Genomic DNA, 18,784 nt, shown 5'->3' with positions numbered 1-18,784 from the left:
TTTAAGGGGGTGTCCCGCAAGCCTTATAATGGCTTCCGGGGCACCCCCTTTTTTGACTGCTTTTGAGATAATCCCTGTCAGCCCGCTGCGGAAGGAAATTCGAAGGTTAGGACGGCACCGCCTTCCGGGCAGTTCCGGGCGGTAATCTTACCGCCGCAGCGCTCCACGATGGCGCGCGAGATGGCCAGTCCCAGCCCGGAATCACCATTTTTCCCTTTGACGAACCTGTGAAACAGGCTGGGCAGCAGCTCCTGCGGAATGCCGGGGCCGTCATCTGAAACCGTTAATGTAATCAGCCCCTTGCTTACATAGCCATGGATATCAATCTTCCTGTCTGCATAACGTGCAGCATTGGATAATACGTTCAGCAGTGCCTGCAGCAGCTTATCGCGGTCAGCCCTCAGCATCAGCCCGCTGTCTCCGGAGATTTCAGTCTTGAGAGATAGCTTTCTTGCAGCCAGCTGCGGATTGACCCGTTCTACCGCCTCTGAGAGCAGCTCTTCCAGATCGCATTCTACCGCCCGGAATATATCCTCCTCACTGTCCAGCTTGGCCAGTAGCGTCATTTCGCTCACCAGGTCCCGCAGCCGTCCGCTCTCGCCCAGGATAATATCCAGCCCTCTACGGACATCCTCACCTTCAAAAATCCCGTCCCTGATGCCCTCCGCATAACCGGATATCGACATCAGCGGTGATTTGAGCTCATGCGAGGCATTCTGGAAGAATTGCTTCTGTACCCGGTTGAACCTGTGCAATTCTCCGGCCATTTCGTATACAGTCTGGGCTACAGAACCGATCTCCCCACCCGCCCGGACCAGATTCACCTCGGCAAACCGGCGGTTTTTCACTTTTTTGAGTTCCTCACGCAGGTTCATCAGCGGATCAATCAGCTTCTTCGTGATAAACAGGCTGAACAGGAACATCACGGCTGCACCGGCGGCGAAGACGAGAATCAACCGTTTAAGCAGTGCCTGTTCGATAGCTTTGATTCTGCTGACAGGCGTCAGCAAGGTCAGTTTACCTTGGGGAAGCGCATTTACCTGCACAAGATAACGCTGGTCATTACCGTCCCATAAGCTCTGCAGGCTGTCCGGCTCCGCTGCAGCAATACCGGTAACTGCCCCCGTCTGCCCGGATGCAGGGATGGTGCCAGAGACCACCTTCCCCTGCTGATCCGTCACAATCGCCTGTACTCCGCTGGAAAGCGTAGCGTATTGAACCGGAAACAACTCATTTTCTTCAATTGGGACTGCACTTATTGCTGCGGCGGGCTGCTGCTGCATGCTGGCGGTCAGTGTAGCGCCTAGCGTCCGCAATCCCTCCTGTTCCTTACCGATGAAATGGTCCATCAGTACAAAATGAATCATCACGCCTGTGATAGACAAGACAAGCACCATAGACAGTCCAAAGGCAAAATTGATCTGATGCACCAGCTTCAGCTTCTTCATCTGCCCGTTTAGCTTCATCCGTATATTCATCATTCCAGCCCTTCTCTCATCCGGTAACCGTGTCCCCAGACAGATTCCAGCGGTAAGCCGTCTATTTTTTTGCGGATGCGTTTGATCAGATGGTCCACTGCGCGGTCACTGCCGAAATAATCATCACCCCAGACATAACCCAGCAGCTCTTCCCGCGTAAACGCCCGGTTCGGATGTCCGGCAAATACCTTCAGCATCAGGAACTCCTTACTCGTCAGCTCCACCTCTGATCCGTGCCAGAAGGACCTCCTTTCTTCCGGAAGCAGCAGCAGGCCGCCCAGCTCTATGCCTGAAGGGGGCTGCAGCGCAGCTGCGGGCAGAGGCTGTTGGAGGCGTTCCCACCTTGCCAGCTGCCGTTTGATCCGGGCCACCAGCTCACGGGGACTGAACGGCTTGACCAGATAATCGTCGCTGCCCAGCTCAAGACCCAGTATTTTATCGACTTCATCATCTTTGGCTGAGATCATAATGATCGGCACCTCTGCTTCATCACGGATGCGTCTGCATAGTTCATACCCGTCCATCCCCGGAAGCATGATATCGAGCACCCACATGCCGGGAGGATCGCTTGTCCACAGGGCCCAGGCTTCTTCGGCACTTCCCAGACCAATGGTGCGGAAATTCTCCTTATGTAAATAAGCCTCGACCAGATTGCGTATATTCTCATCATCGTCCACAACAGCAATGACCGTCTGATTGTTCATCGTAACCCTCCACAGTTTTGTCTGCTCCATTATAACAAGCTGCCGGAGGCGGTAGGGCCCTGCCATTGTTTTTCCACAAATCCACCAATTTCCTGCCACAGTAGAACGCTATATTGGGAGCTGTAAGACAAACCTCACCCATAAGGAGTGTTAGTTCATGAACCGTTTAATCTTGAGAAGAATGGCCCTCTCCACCCTGCTGCTGTCCTCCATCGCAACCCCGGTGTTTGCCGATGCAGACCGCACGCCGCAACAGACACAGGCTCCCGCAGTTACCTTAAGCGCTGCCTCCGCACCTGTGCAAGGCAGTATCATGATTGCCTCCCGTTTCCCCGACTTGCTGGGTCTTGCTGAAAGCTATGCGCCGGAGACGCTTCAGGACTGGACCGATACGCTCAGCAGATACAGTAAGGCCATCCGCCTAAATGTTAGGGTGCTTAACCTCGATACACAAGGAGAATTTACCGCTCCAGCCGTGCAACTGGCCACACCTGTAGCCTTGACAACAGCCGAACCTTCCCTTGCCGGTTCAGCGCCGTCAACCGATCTTCAGCTTGTCATAACAGACGGGACCGTCAGTGCCTTCGCAACAGGAACAGCGGCTTCATCCACTGCAGAATTCGCTGTGTTTGCAACACCTGACAGCATCCCGTCCGCCGGACTCACAAGCTCTGGCTCCATAACAGCCGCTGCAGTCCCGGCACTGCTCCCGATGACAGAAGATAACGGATTCTTCAAGGCGCAGGCTGCACTGGCTGAAGCCGTAGAATCCAAAGATGCCGCAGCGGTCAAGCAAGCGCTGGGCGGGCTGCTGGAACAGTACAAAGAGCTTACCAAAAAGCTTGAAGAAGTGAAGTAAGCACGGAATAACGCGTCTATAGAACAGGATATGCAAAAAGCAGGCCAAGGGCGGGTACCTTTGGCCTGCTTTTCGTTTAGACAATCAATTGTCAGGAGAGCGCCGCTACCGATTCAGGGGTAAACGCCTGAAGCTCACTCACCCGTCCGTCACGGATTTTGACCGCCCAGGCGGGATCTCCGAGCAGCGCCCGTCCCACGGCCACCAGATCAAATTCGTTGTCGTTCAGCCGCTCCACAAGTCCCTCCAGTCCCGGATGTGCCCGTCCTTCCCCTTCGGCGGGATCACTGTCCATGCCAACCGATCCGACCGTAATGGTCGTCTTGCCTGTCAGCTTCTTCACCCAGCCGGCAAAGCTAAGATCGGAACCGGCAAATTCGGGCTCCCAGAAATGGCGTACTGAGCAGTGGAAGATATCTACTCCGGCGTTCACCAGAACATTCAGCAGTTCCTTCAACTGATCCGGTGTGTCCGCCAGCCTGGCAGTGTAATCGCCCATTTTCCATTGGGACAGACGCATGGCTACCGGATAATCCGGACCTACCGCAGCACGTACAGCTTCGACTATCTGAGCAGCAAACTGGGCGCGCTTCACCAGATCGCCGCCGTACCGGTCTGTCCGCTGATTGGTCTTCGCCCACAAAAACTGGTCAATCAGAAAGCCATGGGCTCCGTGAAGCTCTATGCCATCGAACCCGGCTTCTTTGGCATGAAGCGCTGCAGCCGCGTAAGCTTGAATCACATCCGCAATTTCTTCCGTAGTCATCGGTTCTCCTGCCTTGTTCCCCTCCAGATCCAGTCCGGATGGACCGATGGACAAGGCTTCCGGATTAGGCTGGGAGCCATTCGGCCGGATCATGCCCATATGCACGATTTGCGGGAAAATTTTGCCGCCTGCTTCATGCACCTGTCTGACCACTTCCGCCCAGCCGTTCAATGCTGCTTCCCCATAAAGCTTAGGCAATCTGGGCTCACTGGTTGCTGAAGGATGGTCAATTAGAGCTCCTTCGGTTATCACAAGACCGACACCGTTCTCGGCACGGCGGCGGTAATAAGCGGCTACATCCGGCCCCGGCACACCCTCAGGTGAGAAGGCACGGGCCATCGGCGACATGACGATTCGTGTCGGCAAGGTCAGTTGATGGATCGTATAAGGCTGAAACAAGGCTTGAATGGAATGATTGTTGTTCTGCGGATGACTCATGAACCGCACCTCCAATATTATTTTGGCACCCGCAGTTAAGGGGTACGAATGCAATATTAGCAAGGCCACCTGCCCCATTCAACCAACAATCTGCGCCTTCTGTTGCTTAAGCGAAATGCTAAATTGTATTGTTGGTTATCCAAGGATACCTTGGTTGGCGCAGCCGCAGATGTTTATAATAGAAAAAGCATAAGTTACCGAAGGGAGCATGGATAGAGGATGCCAAGTATACTATCACCGAACCCGAACGACCCGCGCGTCATCCGGACACGCCAGTTAATTCTGGACTCATTCGCCGAGCAATTAAATAAAATGGATTTTGGTGCGATTACGATACAGGATATCACAAAAAAAGCCACCATTAACCGCGCTACCTTCTATGCTCATTTTCCTGATAAATATGCGCTGCTTGAATCCTTTTTGTCGGATGCCTTCTCGGAGCTGGTTCTCCGCAAAATAGATGACAAGGCAACCCTGACGGAGGAAACGCTCCAGAAGCTGGTTGCTGCTCTTTGCGATTATCATGAATCAAGTCATCATTGCCTGAAGAAATATGATTCGCTGGCGCTGATTATTGAAGAGAATATTAAGATGCGGCTGGAGCAATTGCTGCAAAGACTCCTGGGCGAAGCTAACAGCACTATGGATACTCCTACACTACAAACGGCTGCAACCCTGCTAAGCTGGTCAATCTATGGGGTTACCTTCCGCTGGAATAAGGAGGGCCGGCATGAGCCCCCTGCTGCTCTTGCCGGCAGATTAGTACCATTGATCAATAATGGAGTCTCCTTGTTAACTGCCGATGTCAGAGAATAAGAGACGCTAATTCGCACAAACGCTTCTGATGATTATTAACAGCGTTATTTCCGCTTCCGCTTCTTCTGTTTAGCTCCAGACTTTTTCTGTCCCTGACTATAACGCTTACCGCTCTGCGCAGGGTGGTTCTGACGCTCTTCTGACCGTCCCTTCCCGTCCGTCAGCTCCTCCGCTGCCTCCATCTGTGCTCTGGCTCCAGGCATCTTCACCTGCAGGGCAGGCTGCCGCAGTCCGCCGGATACTCTCCCTTTACGCAATACCCCCGCCGCGTAAATGCCCGAGAACAGCAGAACAAACATGATTCCCGCTGCCAGACCTCCGCCTTGTCCGGGAATGAGCGGCATGCTGGCGAGAATGGCCAGCAGACCTCCCATTGCAATCCATGAGCTGTACGGATAGCCACGCAACCCGCGCTGCCCCTTGAAGGGTCCTCCGTTGCGCCGGCGCAGCCGGTAGTGGCTGGCCATGATGATGAAGTAAGAGAACAGCAGCGCGAAGCCGCCGGAGCTGACCAGAAACAAGTAGACGCCCTGCGGCAACAGCATGCCGAGTCCGAGCCCGGCCAGCATCGCGCCGCCGGAGATGAGGATACCACGGTACGGAACATCCGAACGGTCCCTCATCCAGGCCGGAGTATGTCCCTCCTCCGCCAATGAGCGGAGCATCCGGCCCAGGCCGAATACGGAGGCTAGCATCGTAGACAGAATAGCGGACACAAGGACGATATTCATTACAGTCCCGGTCCAGCCGAGTCCATACAGGCCAAGGGCAGACACAAACGGACTGATCTGTTCGGAGACCTGAGCCGGAGGCAGCAGCAGGAACAGCGCGGTCATCGCAGCCAGATAGAGGCTGACCAGGAGCAGGATTGTCCGCCGGATAGCCTTCGGAATGGTAACTCCGGGATTCCCCGTATCCGATGCGGCAAGGCCCAGCACTTCAAATCCCGCGTATGTAAACATCACCATGAGCATACTGCCCGCGATACCTGCAATTCCCCCGGGGAAAAAGCTCTGGCCGCGCACAACATTCATACCTGCAGCTCCTGTGCCCTTCGTTCCAATTCCTGCTACAATAGCCACCGCTATGACGATAAAAGCAACTATGGCCAGCAGCTTGAAGGCTGCAAGTCCGCTTTCCAGCTTGCCCAGCCGTTCAGCGCCAAGCAGGTTCAGCAGCGTTACCAGAACAATGATTCCCGTACCGGCCAGCGCCAGCGGCAGAGCAGGGAACCAGGCCCGCAGCAGGATGGATACTGCTGTTGCTTCACTCGACATCGCAAGCACAAGGCCTGTCCAGTATACCCAGCCGACTGTAAAACCCGCTCCCCTTCCAAACGCCTGCTCGGTATAAGTGCGGAACGAGCCGGGTACCGGATTCGCCACTGTCATTTCCGACAGGGCGGACAGGATGAGATAGACCAGGACCCCTCCGATAACGTATGCCAGCAGTACAGACGGGCCTGCCGCCCGGATCGCAACGGAGGAACCCAGGAAAAATGAACCGCCCACCACTGTACCCAGCGCCAGCATTGTCAGCTGCCATACGGATAATCCTTTCTTGCCCGGTTTCTCAGACTTCCCGGCCTTCCCCTGCTTGACTGGGACCGTCTGATTACCTTGTTTTCCTCTCTTCATATCGTTCTGCCTCCCGGTTTGAGATAACAGAAGTATCTGCACATTCCGGGGAATTTAGCCAAAAATTCATGCAAAAAAGGGATTTCCCGGTCTGGCGGAAGTGAATTCCGCTATCCCTTGAAATCCCCGGGTATGCAATTGGCGGTTAGCGGCGCGGATACACCGGATAAGGATAAAATGCGGCTGCCGGCTGCTGGGCTGTGTATGGAGGTACACCGGAATAAGGCATCACTTGACCGTTCGCATGGAAGGCGTTCTCTGCGGCACCGGCGACGGCGCAGCCCGGAGGCGGTCCAAGAAGAACCGATTCTTTGAGCGGTGCAACTGCCTTGGCATAATCCTTTTCATTAATGCAATAGGCCCGCTGGATAACCTGTCCGGGCTTCAGATGATAGGTCATCAGCTTCTGGGTGAACGGATCGTGTAAGCCACAACTGGGCCTTCGTCCAGTTACTTTATGCCCGGGAGGAACCATTTGACACAGATGCTGCCTAGATCAGCCGCGCGATCTTCTCTATCTCCACGGCCGAAGCTGCCATCTGCTGCATTGAGGCGGTGATTTCCTCTGTTGCTGCAGCCTGACGTTCACTTTGGGCCAGACAATCCATCAGTATTGCATCCATCTGGGTGATGTTCTTCTTGATCATCTGCAGAATGCTGGCGATATCCTTGGCGGATGAAGCGCTTGATACTGACATTTTGCGGATCTCCTGAGCGACGATGCCGAAGCCCCGTCCATGCTCCGCAGCATGAGCCGCTTCAATCGCAGCATTAAGCCCCAGGAGATTGGAGTTATCCGCTACCTTGCGGATGAAATCCAGAATCTCGTCTGTCTGCTGCAGATCCACCACCACCCTCTGGCCCAGCTCCTTCAGGTCACTTACCGTATTCGCAAGATCAGAGGCTGTTCCCGCAATCTCCTCGGAAGTCGAGCTGATTTCATCAGAGGTCACTGCCAGAGCATTCGCCGCATCGCTAAGCGTTTCCTGATTACTGAGGCTGATTCCGATTGTAAATACGCCTGCAACCCCTCCGTTCCGGTCACGGATCGGCATAGACGATGACTTAAAGGGTAACCCGTAGATCTCCTTTGGGATATTGGCACTGACTTCTTCTCCCGTGTCGAGTGCAGTCCGGATTCCCCCGTTTGGCGGAACCGGGGTCCCCGCTTGGATCCGGACATCCAATTCTGTCCCAGGCAAATTGTAAATGAACTTTTCCGTATCCGTTAATGCAAACATTACATCAATAGGGAATAAGCGCTGCACAAGGGGCAGCGTTATTTTCAGTGCCTCCAGCAATTTCTCTATATCGGTTTCATATTCGTTATTCATGGTCTTTAGCAGCTCCTGCAATTCATATTTTCCGCACTCAAATCCATACAGCAAATCAACCAGTTATAATACCACTGTGGACTTGCTCATTCTTCCTTATTTCTCGAACAGCGTGACGCAGTTGCGGCCTTCCGCTTTGGATTGATAGAGCGCATCATCCCCCAGCTTATAGATATCCTCCTCGCGGAGTCCGTCGACAAGAACGGCCGCAACGCCGATGGACACGGTAATTCTTCCGTATTCCGGGCTAAGCTCATGCTGAATCCGCAGCTCCGCGATGCTTCTTCTGATCGCTTCGGCATATTCCCGCGACTGCTGAGGGGTGAACCCGGCCACCACAATGCCGAACTCTTCTCCGCCCAGGCGGAACGCAACACCGTCCGCCCGTTCAGCCAGCTCTTTCAGCAGCTGGCCGACTCTCCGCAATACGGTATCTCCCTCATAATGGCCGTAGGTATCATTGTATTTTTTGAAATAGTCTATGTCGAGCATCAGGTAGGTCAAATGCCGTTTGTCTACAGCTGCCTTCTCTACCTCGTCCAGGAACAGCTTATTGAAGTATCTGCGGTTATACAGCCCGGTCAGCTCGTCGGTAATCGAGATTTGCTCAATCAGTCCGATATATTTGTTCAATTCCTCGTTGTTAAACTCCAATTCCTTGGTCCGGTCCGCCACGAGCTCCTCCAGATGCTCTTTATGCCGCCGCAGCTCCTCCTCAGCCTTCTTGCGCTCGGTAATATCCTTCACGGTCCCCTGAATCGCCGGTTTGTCCATATACATGATCCGGATGACCTTGTGGATCACAATGACTTCACGGGTCTTGTCCTTGTGAACAAGCCGGGTCTCATATTCATCAGGCACCTGCTTGCCTTCAACTCTTCTGGAGTAATAGTGCATAACCTTCTCCTTCTCGGAGGGGCTGAGGAAGTTCTCGAAAGGCTGATCCAGCATCTCGTCCATCTCATACCCCAGCATCTGCGCCAGGGCCTCGTTGACATATTTACACCGCTTGTCCTGGGTAATGAATACCCCGTCCTGCAGATTGTTCACCAGTTCACGGTATTTCTCTTCCGACCGCTCCAGCTCGGTGTAGAGGCTTGCATTCTCCAGGGAGAATACCATTTCTCTGGATAACAGATTAATGATCTTCATCCGTTCCTTGGTGAACACCCCGGTAACCAGGTTGTTCTCCAGATAGATAATCGCAATCGTCTTATTCTGGTTGATCAGCGGCATACATACCATCGATTTCGGCTGATGCTTCACAATATAAGGATCGTTCACAAACATTGTCTCTGAAAAAGCATCATTGTAAATCAGGCTCTCCCGGCTCTCTTCCACCTGCCTGATAATCGAGACCGGCAAATTATCCAGCTGTGATGACTCATGAATAGCGACCGAAATTCTGTCAGTATCGGCTTTATATTCACCCTCCACCAGAAGATTCGCCTGGGAGGTCATCAGAATGCAGCCCCGCTGGGCTCCGGCATTCTTGATGACAATTTCCATGAGCGCTTCCAGCAGGTTGTTCAGCTCAATCTCCTTGGAGATCGCCTGGGAAGCCAGGATCATTGAATCCAGATCGATGCTCTCGGTGTAGTCCGTAACCGTCCGTCCATGCAGGAATTCCTTGGTGTTTATTTTTTTGACAATAGAAGAGTATCGCTCGTTAATGAAGCTGATCTTCTCCTTGGCTCCCCAGACCGAATAATAGTACACGGATTGTCTGAGCAAATAAGCGGCGAACTCATTGAACTCCTTGTGGTAATAGAACCGGGCCGCCAGCTCATTGCTGAGCGCCTTATACCGTACGAAGCTTCCCTGCTCACTGGTCTCAATCGCCAGATCATAATAGTGGCTTGCTTGGTTGTCGTTTCCGGCAATTCTGGCCCATTCGGCCTTCATCAGATATTCATGCTGGCGGAAGGTTCCCGGCGCATTCCTGGCCCATTTGCGGACCCGCCCGTACTCTTTACGCATTCTGGACTTGGCTTTACGTTTGCCGTTCACACTTAAATCCTTATAGGCATAAGCCAGATTCAGGAAGGTATACAGCGCGAATTCCTCCATAAAAGCAGAACCGGCAAGCGTCCCGATGATCGGGTAGGCCATATCGATATACTCCAGCGCTTCATGATGCTTCTCATAGGTGAACAGCAGCTTCATTTTATATATATAATAGATGGCAATCCCCGAATAATACCGCGCTTCTTCCAGCTGGCTCAAATAGGCTTCTTCACTAAATGACTCACTGTTGAAGGACGCACGGCCCGGCAGCTCGCCTGCAAGACTGCGGAAATACTGCCGGGCCAGCTGCGCTGTGGCAAGCGATTCCTTATATTTCGTATTCTCAATCATAGAGATCGTACGGGTGCTCTCCTGAAGCGTGGTCGCAATGTCCATCGACGGGTTCCAGAGATTCACATAGAACGCGGAATGGGCGAGATAGAGCAGATCCCCGGTCCGCAGACTGGCTTCAATCGAGGTGCCGAACCAGTCCTGCAAGGTATCCCAGGGCTCGGTCCAGGAGTGGCTGAACAGCGTATATAACACATGCGCCGCGCCTTTCCACTGCAAATCATTGAACTTGTCATTAATTCTGATGCCCAGCCGCCCGAATTCAAATGCCCCCTTGGTATCACCGAAGCCGGACAAGAGCATCGCGTAGCCGATAAAAGCAAGTGCCGACTCGGGGGAGTTGCCGTATTTCAGGGTCAGACCGACCTTTTTGAGGACCACCAGACCAAACAGCGAAGTCTCGCCTGAAATAAAAGATGGCGGGATAAAATTAATCAGCAGCCGCATAACCAGCTTCATTTCCGGATCTTTCATTTCCGGGGAGGCAAAAATCCCTTCCGGTGTTCTGCCCCGCAGCGATGCCTTGATCAACAGCAGCTCCTTGAGTACAGAGGCCATTCCCACCTTGGCTGGAATCCGGATTCCCAGCGCTTGCAATCCTCGTCTGCCTGCAGCGATCGATTCCGGCATCAACCCCAGGTACATATAATGATTGGCTTGCATTTCGTAAATTTCCGCGATTGCGATTCGGTCTGTAGTATGTATCTGCAACAGGGTACAAGCCTGATCCGCCTGCTCTACATGATGGGTTAGATAGCCGCATTCCGCATACAATCTGTAGATCTCCGCAGTTTGCTCCCTGTCCGTGAGCCACGAATTCTCCGGCAGCAGCGTAATTGCCGCCTCTAGCAGGATGAACGCCGAATCATACCCGTAACCCGCCTTGGCTTTCTGCGCTGCACGCAGGTTAAGGGCGATTACATCCCCGATCTCAGAGCGCTCAGTGATGAATTCCAGGCCTTTATTCATATGGGCCGCAATATCTACAATTCTTTCTTCGGCATCCCGGTTGCCAAGATTCTTCAGCAAAAGCCGTCCGATGCTGAGATGCAGCTTCTTGGCCCGTTCAGCGTCAAGCATCTGGTAGAAGGCCTGCTGAATCCGGTCATGGGCAAATTGCAGCCGGATTCCCATTTGTAACGGTTCCGCCCCTGCTTCACTCAGCGTACCGGAGAAAATAGCATATTTGTGGTCCGCAGGGAGAATATACTCCTCCTGTACCGCCCGGCCGATAGCAGCAGCAATAACCTCCGGCGGTTCTTCACCAATCAGTGTCAGCATGCCATAATCGAACACATTGCCGATGGCTGAGCTTAGCATTAAGATACTCCGGACATCCGCCGGCAGATGCTGCAGCTGACCCATCAGGAAATCAACGACATTCTCATTAACCGGCAGCTCCTCAATCCGCTCCAGATCCCATTTCCATTCCCCGCCCTGCTTATCGAAAATAAAATACCCGCGCTTATGCAGATCCTTTAGAATCTCCGTCAGGAAAAAGGAATTGCCCTTGGAGCGTTTGAAGATCAGCCCGGTAAGCTGCTGCACCCGCTCCTTGCTGCTGTAGAGCGTATCAGCGATAAGGCTCTGCACATCCGCCTCGTTCAGAGGCTGAAGGTGAATACGTCCGACCTCCCGGCTTTTTTCTATTTTGGTGATTGAAGCAAACAGGGGGTGCCCTTCATATATTTCATTCTGCCGGTAGGAACAGATTACAAACAGCCTCTGCAGATGGTTGTCCAGCACCAGCTTCTCCACCAGCTGAAGGCTGGAGTAGTCCGCCCACTGGACATCATCCAGGAACAGGACAAGCGGCTTGTCATTATGGGTGATGCCTTCCACAAACTTGGCAAAGGTCAGGAAGAACCGGTTCGTCTCCTCGGCAGGATTCAGCGGCTCCACTTCGGGCTGAACACCGATCCAGGCAGCAAGCTCAGGGATTAACCCGGTAATCACACTGCCGTTTCCAGCCAGCGCCTTGTTCAGCGAACGGCCGATATAACTCTTGTAATCCTCATCCGGGCTCTCCAGCAGCTGGCTGATCAATCTGCGGAAGGCCTGGATCAGCGCGCTGTAAGGTATGTTCTTGTTATACTGGTCGAACTTTCCTTCTGCGAACAGCCCCTTCTCCTGGCTGATGGTCTGGTGCAGCTCATGGACCAGTGCCGTTTTGCCTACACCCGCGTCACCGGATACCAGCATCAGCTGCGAACTCGCTTTGAGGCTGCTGCGGAAGGCATTCTCCAGGCGGGACAGCTCCTGCTGTCTGCCGACAATCTTTTGCGGAATGCGGAAGGTATTCAGCAGGTCCTCCGTGCCAATCACGAAATCCTCATGTCCGGCCAGGCATTTCTTCAAATCGGCCTTGATTCCGTGAGCGCTGCGGTACCTGTCTTCCGAAGACTTCTCCATAAGCTTCATAATAACAGCCGACAATGCGCTGGAAACCCGGCCCCCCGTTGCCTTATAGGGAGGAACCGCCTCCTTGGCAATAATGGAGTAGATCTGCTCAAGCATCTCCGGTGAATTATAAGGCTTAATGCCGGTCATCATCTCATAGAGCACGACGCCCAGCGAATAATAGTCACTCCGGTAATCAATATTGCGGTTCATCCGTCCGGTCTGTTCAGGCGAGATGTACAGCAGGCTGCCTTCCAGCACACCGCTGTTCTGGAACTCCCGTTTCTCCTTGGACAGCTTCACGGCGAGATCGAAATCAATCACCTGGACAATATCCTGTTCCCGGTTCCAGATAATATTGGACGGCTTAATATCCTTATGGATCACATTCTGCTCATGGATGGAAGCCAGAATATCCACAACCTTGATTGCCAGTTCCAGCAGCGCCTCCTGCCCGGGCTTCTCTTCCGCCAGCACCTTCTTGAGCGAACGCCCATGGATATCCTCCAGCACCATGACGTACTGCCCATTCTGCTCTTCCAGCTTCAGGGGCCGGATGACCCCCTGCGCACTTTGGCTAAGCTCTGTAAGCAGCTTGTATTCCTGCTTGAAGCGTATGACTGCTTCGGTTCCGGTAAACTCCGATTTCAACACTTTTAGAATGACTGTTGCTCCGGTTGAAGCTTCGCTGCATCTGTAAACCGCTTTTATATTATTATCTGAAATGGTTTCCAGTATCTGATAGTTGTCGTTAACAATCATTCCTACTCCACCTTTAGCTCTGTTCTCCCGTGACTTCGATATCGGCGTCGAATTTAAACACATACGCGGCAATCAGCCAAATAATCCAGCAATTCAGCCCAAAGAATAAATAACCGAAGTATCCCAGAAGCGGCATCTCGGAGAAAATATGAAACTTGTCCAGATAAGGCACGGAGTATTTCCAATAATTCGGATTGGTGGGAGCATCATCATGGAACCACTCACTGCCGAAGTTCCATAACTCCCAGAAGAACCCGTTGAACACGGTAGCCAGAGCAATCAGAATGACCTTGGACCAGTCCCCGTTCTTAATGGGTGTAAATGGCGTCCAATAGCCGGCAAGCGCCATCGCTGCAGACAGCATAGGAACAAGCGCGACCCACAGCACCCAGAACAGCAGATAAGGATAATAGCCCATTCCAAAAGCCAGGATCAGGCCGAGGACATAATAGATGACCAGGAGAATTGTGGAGATCTTCAGTTTCGGACCGTTACTATACCGGGTACGGAACAGCCGGAAGGTCTTCAGGAGTAAATACCATTCGAAGATCGCCGGAAGAACAGTCGTGTAGGATAAGGAGAACCAGAACACATTGCCGAAATTGGAGAACACTTCATTATTGGGATAATACCAGTTCTCAAGGACGAAGAAATTGAGATATTCAAAGGCAAACCAGCTGAAGCAGGAAACCACAGCCAGCAGCTGCATCACCTTGGGCTTGCGTGAGATAATCGAGGCCCCATTATTTCTTTTATACACCAGTCCGTCCAGGATCAGTATGAATGACCACCAAAGCGGAACAAACGTGTAATACTCCAAAGAAACATACAGCTTAATCCGTGCCCACATCAGAAACCAGCTGAGCGCCAGGACCGGCAGACTCCACCAGAACCAGACCGGAAAAGGTGTCGGTGAGCCCTCCTGCCGCGGAGCCTCCACGGTTTTCTTGAAGCCAAACAGGCGGGGAAATACCAGTACGAGCGTAATGAACAGGGCGACAACACAGGCCAGGGAGAAATACAGCATGCTGAACCCGGGGTCAGCCTCTACCTTTTGTGCAGGAAAGTCACCATAACCGGGCGGCAGGCCGTGCCATTTCGCCAGACTCCCTAATAAGGGCAGCAAAAAGATCAATCCAAAGGTAACGATGAGAAATAATGTCTTTTTCCATGTTTTCATTGTGCAATACCCCGCTTATGTATGTAGTTGAAAAGTCGAATTTTGTTGATATTCGCTATTATTCGATAACACTCCAGATTATTCCTGCTGACGGCACACAAAAAAGATGCCCCAACGCCCACTTCCATGACGTATGGAACATCCCGTTAGAAGTTTCTATACAGTTAGCCCTCCAGATCGAGTCTCATGCTTAGCGAACGTATCCCCCGCTCTTCTTCCTCTTCACCAACCGGCACGAATCCCTGGGAAGCATAAAAGGTGGTGGAATTCGGCGATGAATTCACTGTGATAGACCGGACACCGTCTGCCTTCATTTTATCAACCGCATGCTGCAGCAGGATTTTACCGATACCGGTTCCTTTGTGCACATTCTTCACGAACAGCAGCGAGATGTGATTGTTATTGCGCAGTTCTATGATTCCTGTAACTCCCTGCTCGGAGGTGGTGATGAAGATCTCGTGATCCTCCTGCATGCGCTTACGGATGGCGGCAAGTTCAATATACCTGTAAAATTCAATAACACCCTGCGCCGAGTAGTTGACGGAAATATGTATATCAAACGCCTCGCGGATTAATGGGGTGATCAGCTTCTCCTCACCGGGCATCAACTGTCTGATTGCTATAGCTGTCATACGGCAAGTCTCCTTTATTCTGACTGGTTGCTTCAACCCTCACACCATTTCGGCCATGAACTAAGTGATAATTCAAAATTGTTGTGCGGGTTAATTGGCTTGCGGCTTAATGATCTGCTCCAACACGGCAACGATCATCTCATGATCCTCTTCACCGGAAAGTCCGGACACGGATATGGTTCCGACCGCTCCTGCACCCCGGATCAGAAGCGGAAAGCACCCGCCTTCGGCGGCATATTCCATCGGATCTACAAAAGCATTATCCTGAATTGTGGTATTCCATGATTTATACAATACATTCATATAATAAGAGCAATGTCCGAAATGGTTCACAACATTGATTTTACGGGCGATCCAGCGATCATTACCGGGGCCGTTCTCATTCATTTTGGCGTGAAACAGCACGGTTCCATTCTTCCGGATATCCACCGTAATCTGCTTGTCCATGATCTGTGCTCTGGCCAGAATTTCGCTGCCCACCTGGATCGCTGTCTGATTGCTGAACGCGCTGAACTGCAGCTCCTGTTCCTGCTTAAGTATCTGCTCCAATAATGGGGTGTAGTCTTCCATAATCAACACTTCCTTAGTCCGGTTATAGTTGTAGTAGATGGATCTGCTGCAGTTAATCGGGTCTTTTAAGATATTCAAGTTTGGTTAAGGGCAGACCCAGGAACAGTGCATAGCGCTCAGCGGCCTGGCGCACTCCTTCAATCCCCTTTTGATCCAAGGGTGCAAAAGGCGTTATGAACAGCTCGGCGCCTTTTTTCTTAATCGTCCGCTTCCAGGTTCCGGCTACCCGCCCGTCAGCTACCACCGTCGCCAGGAAGATGCCGTTATTGCCCGGCACGATCAGCGGGAATGACTCCGGCTCCAGCACGGCACTCCGGTCTTTATAGCCGAGAATATATTCATCAAACCCGGCCAGCAGATGAACACCTGCAGGCTCTGCTGCCGTTACTGCCGCAGGATCAGGCCTCCAGTATTCACTGCCGTCAATCACTTCTCGTTGCAGCCTGCTCCGCACTGCCTCAAGACCTGCTCTTGCATCCGTTAACGTCAGCCCTGCCCACCAGGCAAAGTCCTGCACAGTTGCAGGCCCATGGGCCGTGAAATACAGCGAGGCCAGTTCATTCAATGACTCCTCAAAAGAAAGCTCACGCGAGTATTCCACCCATTCATCCAGCAGGACGAATGTCTGCTGCTTGCCGCTACGCGGACCAAAGCAGATCAGTCCGTTATACGCACTATGCCATAGAATATGATAGCCGCGCTGGCCGGAGATGCTGATGCCCTGATCCTCCAACAGCTTCAGCAGTTCGGGACGCGGGAGCTGGCGCCCGCCCTTCAGTGCATTATAGATGATCTTCCGGCAGCGCTCCAGGAGCTTGTCGTCAAGTTCAAGCTGGGTCAGCCTGGCAGCCGCCTGACGCAGAATACGCGGGGCACAGAGCTGAAGCATCCACTTTGCATTCTCCGGCGGCACGAAGTGAAGTGTCCCGCGGAGCGTCCAGGTCAGCAGCAGCTTCCTGTCCGCGATAGCCTGCTCCACTTCTAATAATCCTGCTGATGGTGTTCGCAGCCCTATAGCCCAGACGGCATGCATATAATCCTGAGCCTGCATCGCACCGAACGCACGCACCACTTCTCCGGGCTGAAGGGATGGAGGCTGCTGAATCCGCTGATGAATCAGCCGCTGATCGGCAATACGCTTGTTGGTCACAATCATTCTCCTCTGCTGTCCCTGGCACTTTCCTCCAGTATAGGTAACTGCCTATCCGCTGTCCATCTCCAATAAGTAAGCTGCTGGTAGAGCGGCCGGCAATTTGCATCCGCAAGTATAACTCTTTTGCAGGTAAAAACTGTATTATGGCGAATTATACATTCTAAATAAACCTCACTGTAGACAACAATGTTGTACGTTTTACAACTTTGAATCACTGATAGCCGGGTGTTCGGGAAGATTGTTGTATGAAATACAAGAATAATCCTGCTAAGCCGCTTGGAGACGGTGAATTCCTGCATTTATACAACAATTTTGAATTTCGGCCGATAGGATGAGGAAAATGTTGGATTATGTGCAGGATTCCATAAATAACCTCCTGATCTCTGCCTCAGAAATAGATGAATCAAGGATTTCCTGCGGCCCCAGCAGCTGCCCGGAAGTCCGGATATTCACTGGGTGACGGAGTACAAATCACGAAGACATACGGGGTGAATCATTTGCAGCAATTTATGATTGGTCAATACGGAGGATTCGATTACAGCAAATTCCACAAGGATTTCAAAACCGGCTTCTATGGAATCGAGGCCTGCTCCTTCAAGGCAGAGGAGGATTGCCGGAATCTGATCGCGGAAGCGCAGCAACACCAGTTTCACACCGGTGTCCATTTCCCGCTGCGCGCCGATCCTACACGGCTGCGGGACGCCTTGTTCCTCTCGCCGGATGAGTATGAGCGTGCCGAAGCGTGCCGGCACATCCAGGAAGAGCTGGATTATATGGTCAACCTCCGTCCCGGATATGTATTGTTTCATTATCCGAAGCCGGTCATTCTGGATGACCGCGTGGACTGGCAGCAGTGGCGGTTCGGCGACCGCAGGGAGTACATCTATGAGAGTGAAACCTCTCTGGATGAACTGATCCAGCGCAGTGAGTATCTCTTCGACTGGTTGAGCCGGACAGGGCGTGAGTATCATTTCCAGCCTATTCTGGAATTCGACGGACTGAACAGCTATGTCTATAATCAGGCTTTTCTGGAACAGCTGTTAGTTAAATATCCCGATATTAAGCTGTGTCTGGACACAGCCCGGCTGTACCTGCAGGATAAGCTTGACCCCCATTTCGATGCCCGGGCACTCCTGAGGAGATACACCAAATACGCAGCACTAATCCATCTGTCGAGTGTTCAGGTCAAGGACACTGTCCGGCACAGCCATTACCCGGCACTGCCGGAACTGAGTCCCGCAGACGGCTGGGCACCCATTGAAGACTATCTCCGCATCATCCGTGAGGAGAACAGCGGGGTGAAAATCATGTTCGAGCACCGCTCAGATCTCATCACAACCGAACAGCTGGAGCGTTGTTATGCATGGGTGGATGGGATTCTATCCGGAGTTTGATAATGATTTAAATGAGTCTGACTGCAAGCCCCTCCCGCTCCCTACCGCCCATTCCCCTTCCGTAACAAATGGCGGCCGGACAGGCCAGTGCTTCTCCAGATCGTATTTATAAATACAATACGCGAGCGGTATGCAGGCCATCATAGAATCTATGGCGCTGAGATCACAGCCATATATTTTCACAGCATAATCCTCCTGTAATTCTTGTCTCCACTTGTTTCCCTATCTTAGAGTCTGCCAAGTATATTTGTAAATAGACAGGCACATGATACAATATGACAGAACCGTGCCTGCTTAATTTAA

14 protein-coding genes are annotated in these 18,784 nt (G+C 52.4%); 3 read left to right on the top strand and 11 right to left on the bottom strand.

Annotated features, from left to right (window positions below; genetic code table 11):
• Nucleotides 1-77: 77 nt before the first annotated feature.
• Both MKX70_RS18335 and MKX70_RS18330 read right to left on the bottom strand, forming a co-directional pair.
• Nucleotides 78-1,481: a sensor histidine kinase gene (locus MKX70_RS18335; protein ID WP_340840456.1), complete on the bottom strand. Its 1,404-nt coding sequence runs from the start codon at nt 1,479-1,481 to the stop codon at nt 78-80.
• Nucleotides 1,478-2,182: a response regulator transcription factor gene (locus MKX70_RS18330; protein WP_042237436.1), complete on the bottom strand. Its 705-nt coding sequence runs from the start codon at nt 2,180-2,182 to the stop codon at nt 1,478-1,480. Before MKX70_RS18330 ends, MKX70_RS18335 begins: the two co-directional genes overlap by 4 nt.
• A gap of 157 nt (nt 2,183-2,339) precedes the next feature.
• Here MKX70_RS18330 and MKX70_RS18325 point away from each other — a divergent pair, with 157 nt between their 5' ends.
• Entirely contained in the window at nt 2,340-3,041 is a 702-nt protein-coding gene (locus MKX70_RS18325; protein ID WP_340840455.1) for a hypothetical protein, read from the top strand.
• A 91-nt stretch (nt 3,042-3,132) separates the two neighbouring features.
• Here MKX70_RS18325 and MKX70_RS18320 read toward each other — a convergent pair whose 3' ends face one another.
• Nucleotides 3,133-4,245: an NADH:flavin oxidoreductase gene (locus tag MKX70_RS18320; protein WP_340840454.1), complete on the bottom strand. Its 1,113-nt coding sequence runs from the start codon at nt 4,243-4,245 to the stop codon at nt 3,133-3,135.
• Nucleotides 4,246-4,464: 219 nt separating this feature from the next.
• On the opposite strand from MKX70_RS18320, the gene MKX70_RS18315 reads away from it, so the two are divergent.
• A complete protein-coding gene (locus tag MKX70_RS18315) occupies nt 4,465-5,061 on the top strand; it encodes a TetR/AcrR family transcriptional regulator (RefSeq protein ID WP_042237442.1) in 597 nt (198 codons plus the stop codon).
• A gap of 44 nt (nt 5,062-5,105) precedes the next feature.
• Here the strand turns inward: MKX70_RS18315 and MKX70_RS18310 are convergent, their stop codons facing one another.
• The 8 genes from MKX70_RS18310 to MKX70_RS18275 all read right to left on the bottom strand — a co-directional run bounded on the left by MKX70_RS18310 (nt 5,106) and on the right by MKX70_RS18275 (nt 17,090).
• Entirely contained in the window at nt 5,106-6,698 is a 1,593-nt protein-coding gene (locus MKX70_RS18310; RefSeq protein ID WP_340840453.1) for an amino acid permease, read from the bottom strand.
• 145 nt (nt 6,699-6,843) lie between these two features.
• The gene (locus MKX70_RS18305) at nt 6,844-7,098 is read right to left on the bottom strand and encodes a hypothetical protein (RefSeq protein WP_340784930.1); all 255 of its coding nucleotides are present in this window, start codon (nt 7,096-7,098) and stop codon (nt 6,844-6,846) included.
• A gap of 91 nt (nt 7,099-7,189) precedes the next feature.
• The gene (locus MKX70_RS18300; protein ID WP_340840452.1) at nt 7,190-8,032 is read right to left on the bottom strand and encodes a methyl-accepting chemotaxis protein; all 843 of its coding nucleotides are present in this window, start codon (nt 8,030-8,032) and stop codon (nt 7,190-7,192) included.
• 96 nt (nt 8,033-8,128) lie between these two features.
• Nucleotides 8,129-13,552: a diguanylate cyclase gene (locus tag MKX70_RS18295; RefSeq protein ID WP_340840451.1), complete on the bottom strand. Its 5,424-nt coding sequence runs from the start codon at nt 13,550-13,552 to the stop codon at nt 8,129-8,131.
• 13 nt (nt 13,553-13,565) lie between these two features.
• On the bottom strand, nt 13,566-14,732 hold the full coding sequence (locus MKX70_RS18290) for a small-conductance mechanosensitive channel (protein ID WP_340840450.1): 1,167 nt from the start codon (nt 14,730-14,732) through the stop codon (nt 13,566-13,568).
• A 164-nt stretch (nt 14,733-14,896) separates the two neighbouring features.
• Nucleotides 14,897-15,364 (bottom strand): GNAT family N-acetyltransferase, encoded by a 468-nt coding sequence (locus MKX70_RS18285; protein ID WP_340840449.1) that lies wholly within the window; start codon nt 15,362-15,364, stop codon nt 14,897-14,899.
• A gap of 90 nt (nt 15,365-15,454) precedes the next feature.
• Nucleotides 15,455-15,934 (bottom strand): heme-degrading domain-containing protein, encoded by a 480-nt coding sequence (locus MKX70_RS18280; protein ID WP_340840448.1) that lies wholly within the window; start codon nt 15,932-15,934, stop codon nt 15,455-15,457.
• A 52-nt stretch (nt 15,935-15,986) separates the two neighbouring features.
• A complete protein-coding gene (locus tag MKX70_RS18275; protein ID WP_340784921.1) occupies nt 15,987-17,090 on the bottom strand; it encodes a winged helix DNA-binding domain-containing protein in 1,104 nt (367 codons plus the stop codon).
• Between the two features lie 485 nt (nt 17,091-17,575).
• Here MKX70_RS18275 and MKX70_RS18270 point away from each other — a divergent pair, with 485 nt between their 5' ends.
• Nucleotides 17,576-18,481: a TIM barrel protein gene (locus tag MKX70_RS18270; protein WP_340841679.1), complete on the top strand. Its 906-nt coding sequence runs from the start codon at nt 17,576-17,578 to the stop codon at nt 18,479-18,481.
• The last annotated feature ends 303 nt before the right edge of the window (nt 18,482-18,784 follow it).

Source organism: Paenibacillus sp. FSL R7-0312 (assembly GCF_038004445.1).
Classification (GTDB): domain Bacteria; phylum Bacillota; class Bacilli; order Paenibacillales; family Paenibacillaceae; genus Paenibacillus_AQ.
The sequence above is the reverse complement of the archived record's forward strand: the minus strand, read 5'-3'. Positions and strand labels throughout refer to the sequence as shown.

Coding starts and splice junctions, on each gene's coding strand:
- MKX70_RS18335 (WP_340840456.1), bottom strand. CDS start 1,481: ATGATGAATATACGGATGAAGCTAAACGGGCAGATGAAGAAGCTGAAG.
- MKX70_RS18330 (WP_042237436.1), bottom strand. CDS start 2,182: ATGAACAATCAGACGGTCATTGCTGTTGTGGACGATGATGAGAATATA.
- MKX70_RS18325 (WP_340840455.1), top strand. CDS start 2,340: ATGAACCGTTTAATCTTGAGAAGAATGGCCCTCTCCACCCTGCTGCTG.
- MKX70_RS18320 (WP_340840454.1), bottom strand. CDS start 4,245: ATGAGTCATCCGCAGAACAACAATCATTCCATTCAAGCCTTGTTTCAG.
- MKX70_RS18315 (WP_042237442.1), top strand. CDS start 4,465: ATGCCAAGTATACTATCACCGAACCCGAACGACCCGCGCGTCATCCGG.
- MKX70_RS18310 (WP_340840453.1), bottom strand. CDS start 6,698: ATGAAGAGAGGAAAACAAGGTAATCAGACGGTCCCAGTCAAGCAGGGG.
- MKX70_RS18305 (WP_340784930.1), bottom strand. CDS start 7,098: ATGACCTATCATCTGAAGCCCGGACAGGTTATCCAGCGGGCCTATTGC.
- MKX70_RS18300 (WP_340840452.1), bottom strand. CDS start 8,032: ATGAATAACGAATATGAAACCGATATAGAGAAATTGCTGGAGGCACTG.
- MKX70_RS18295 (WP_340840451.1), bottom strand. CDS start 13,552: ATGATTGTTAACGACAACTATCAGATACTGGAAACCATTTCAGATAAT.
- MKX70_RS18290 (WP_340840450.1), bottom strand. CDS start 14,732: ATGAAAACATGGAAAAAGACATTATTTCTCATCGTTACCTTTGGATTG.
- MKX70_RS18285 (WP_340840449.1), bottom strand. CDS start 15,364: ATGACAGCTATAGCAATCAGACAGTTGATGCCCGGTGAGGAGAAGCTG.
- MKX70_RS18280 (WP_340840448.1), bottom strand. CDS start 15,934: ATGGAAGACTACACCCCATTATTGGAGCAGATACTTAAGCAGGAACAG.
- MKX70_RS18275 (WP_340784921.1), bottom strand. CDS start 17,090: ATGATTGTGACCAACAAGCGTATTGCCGATCAGCGGCTGATTCATCAG.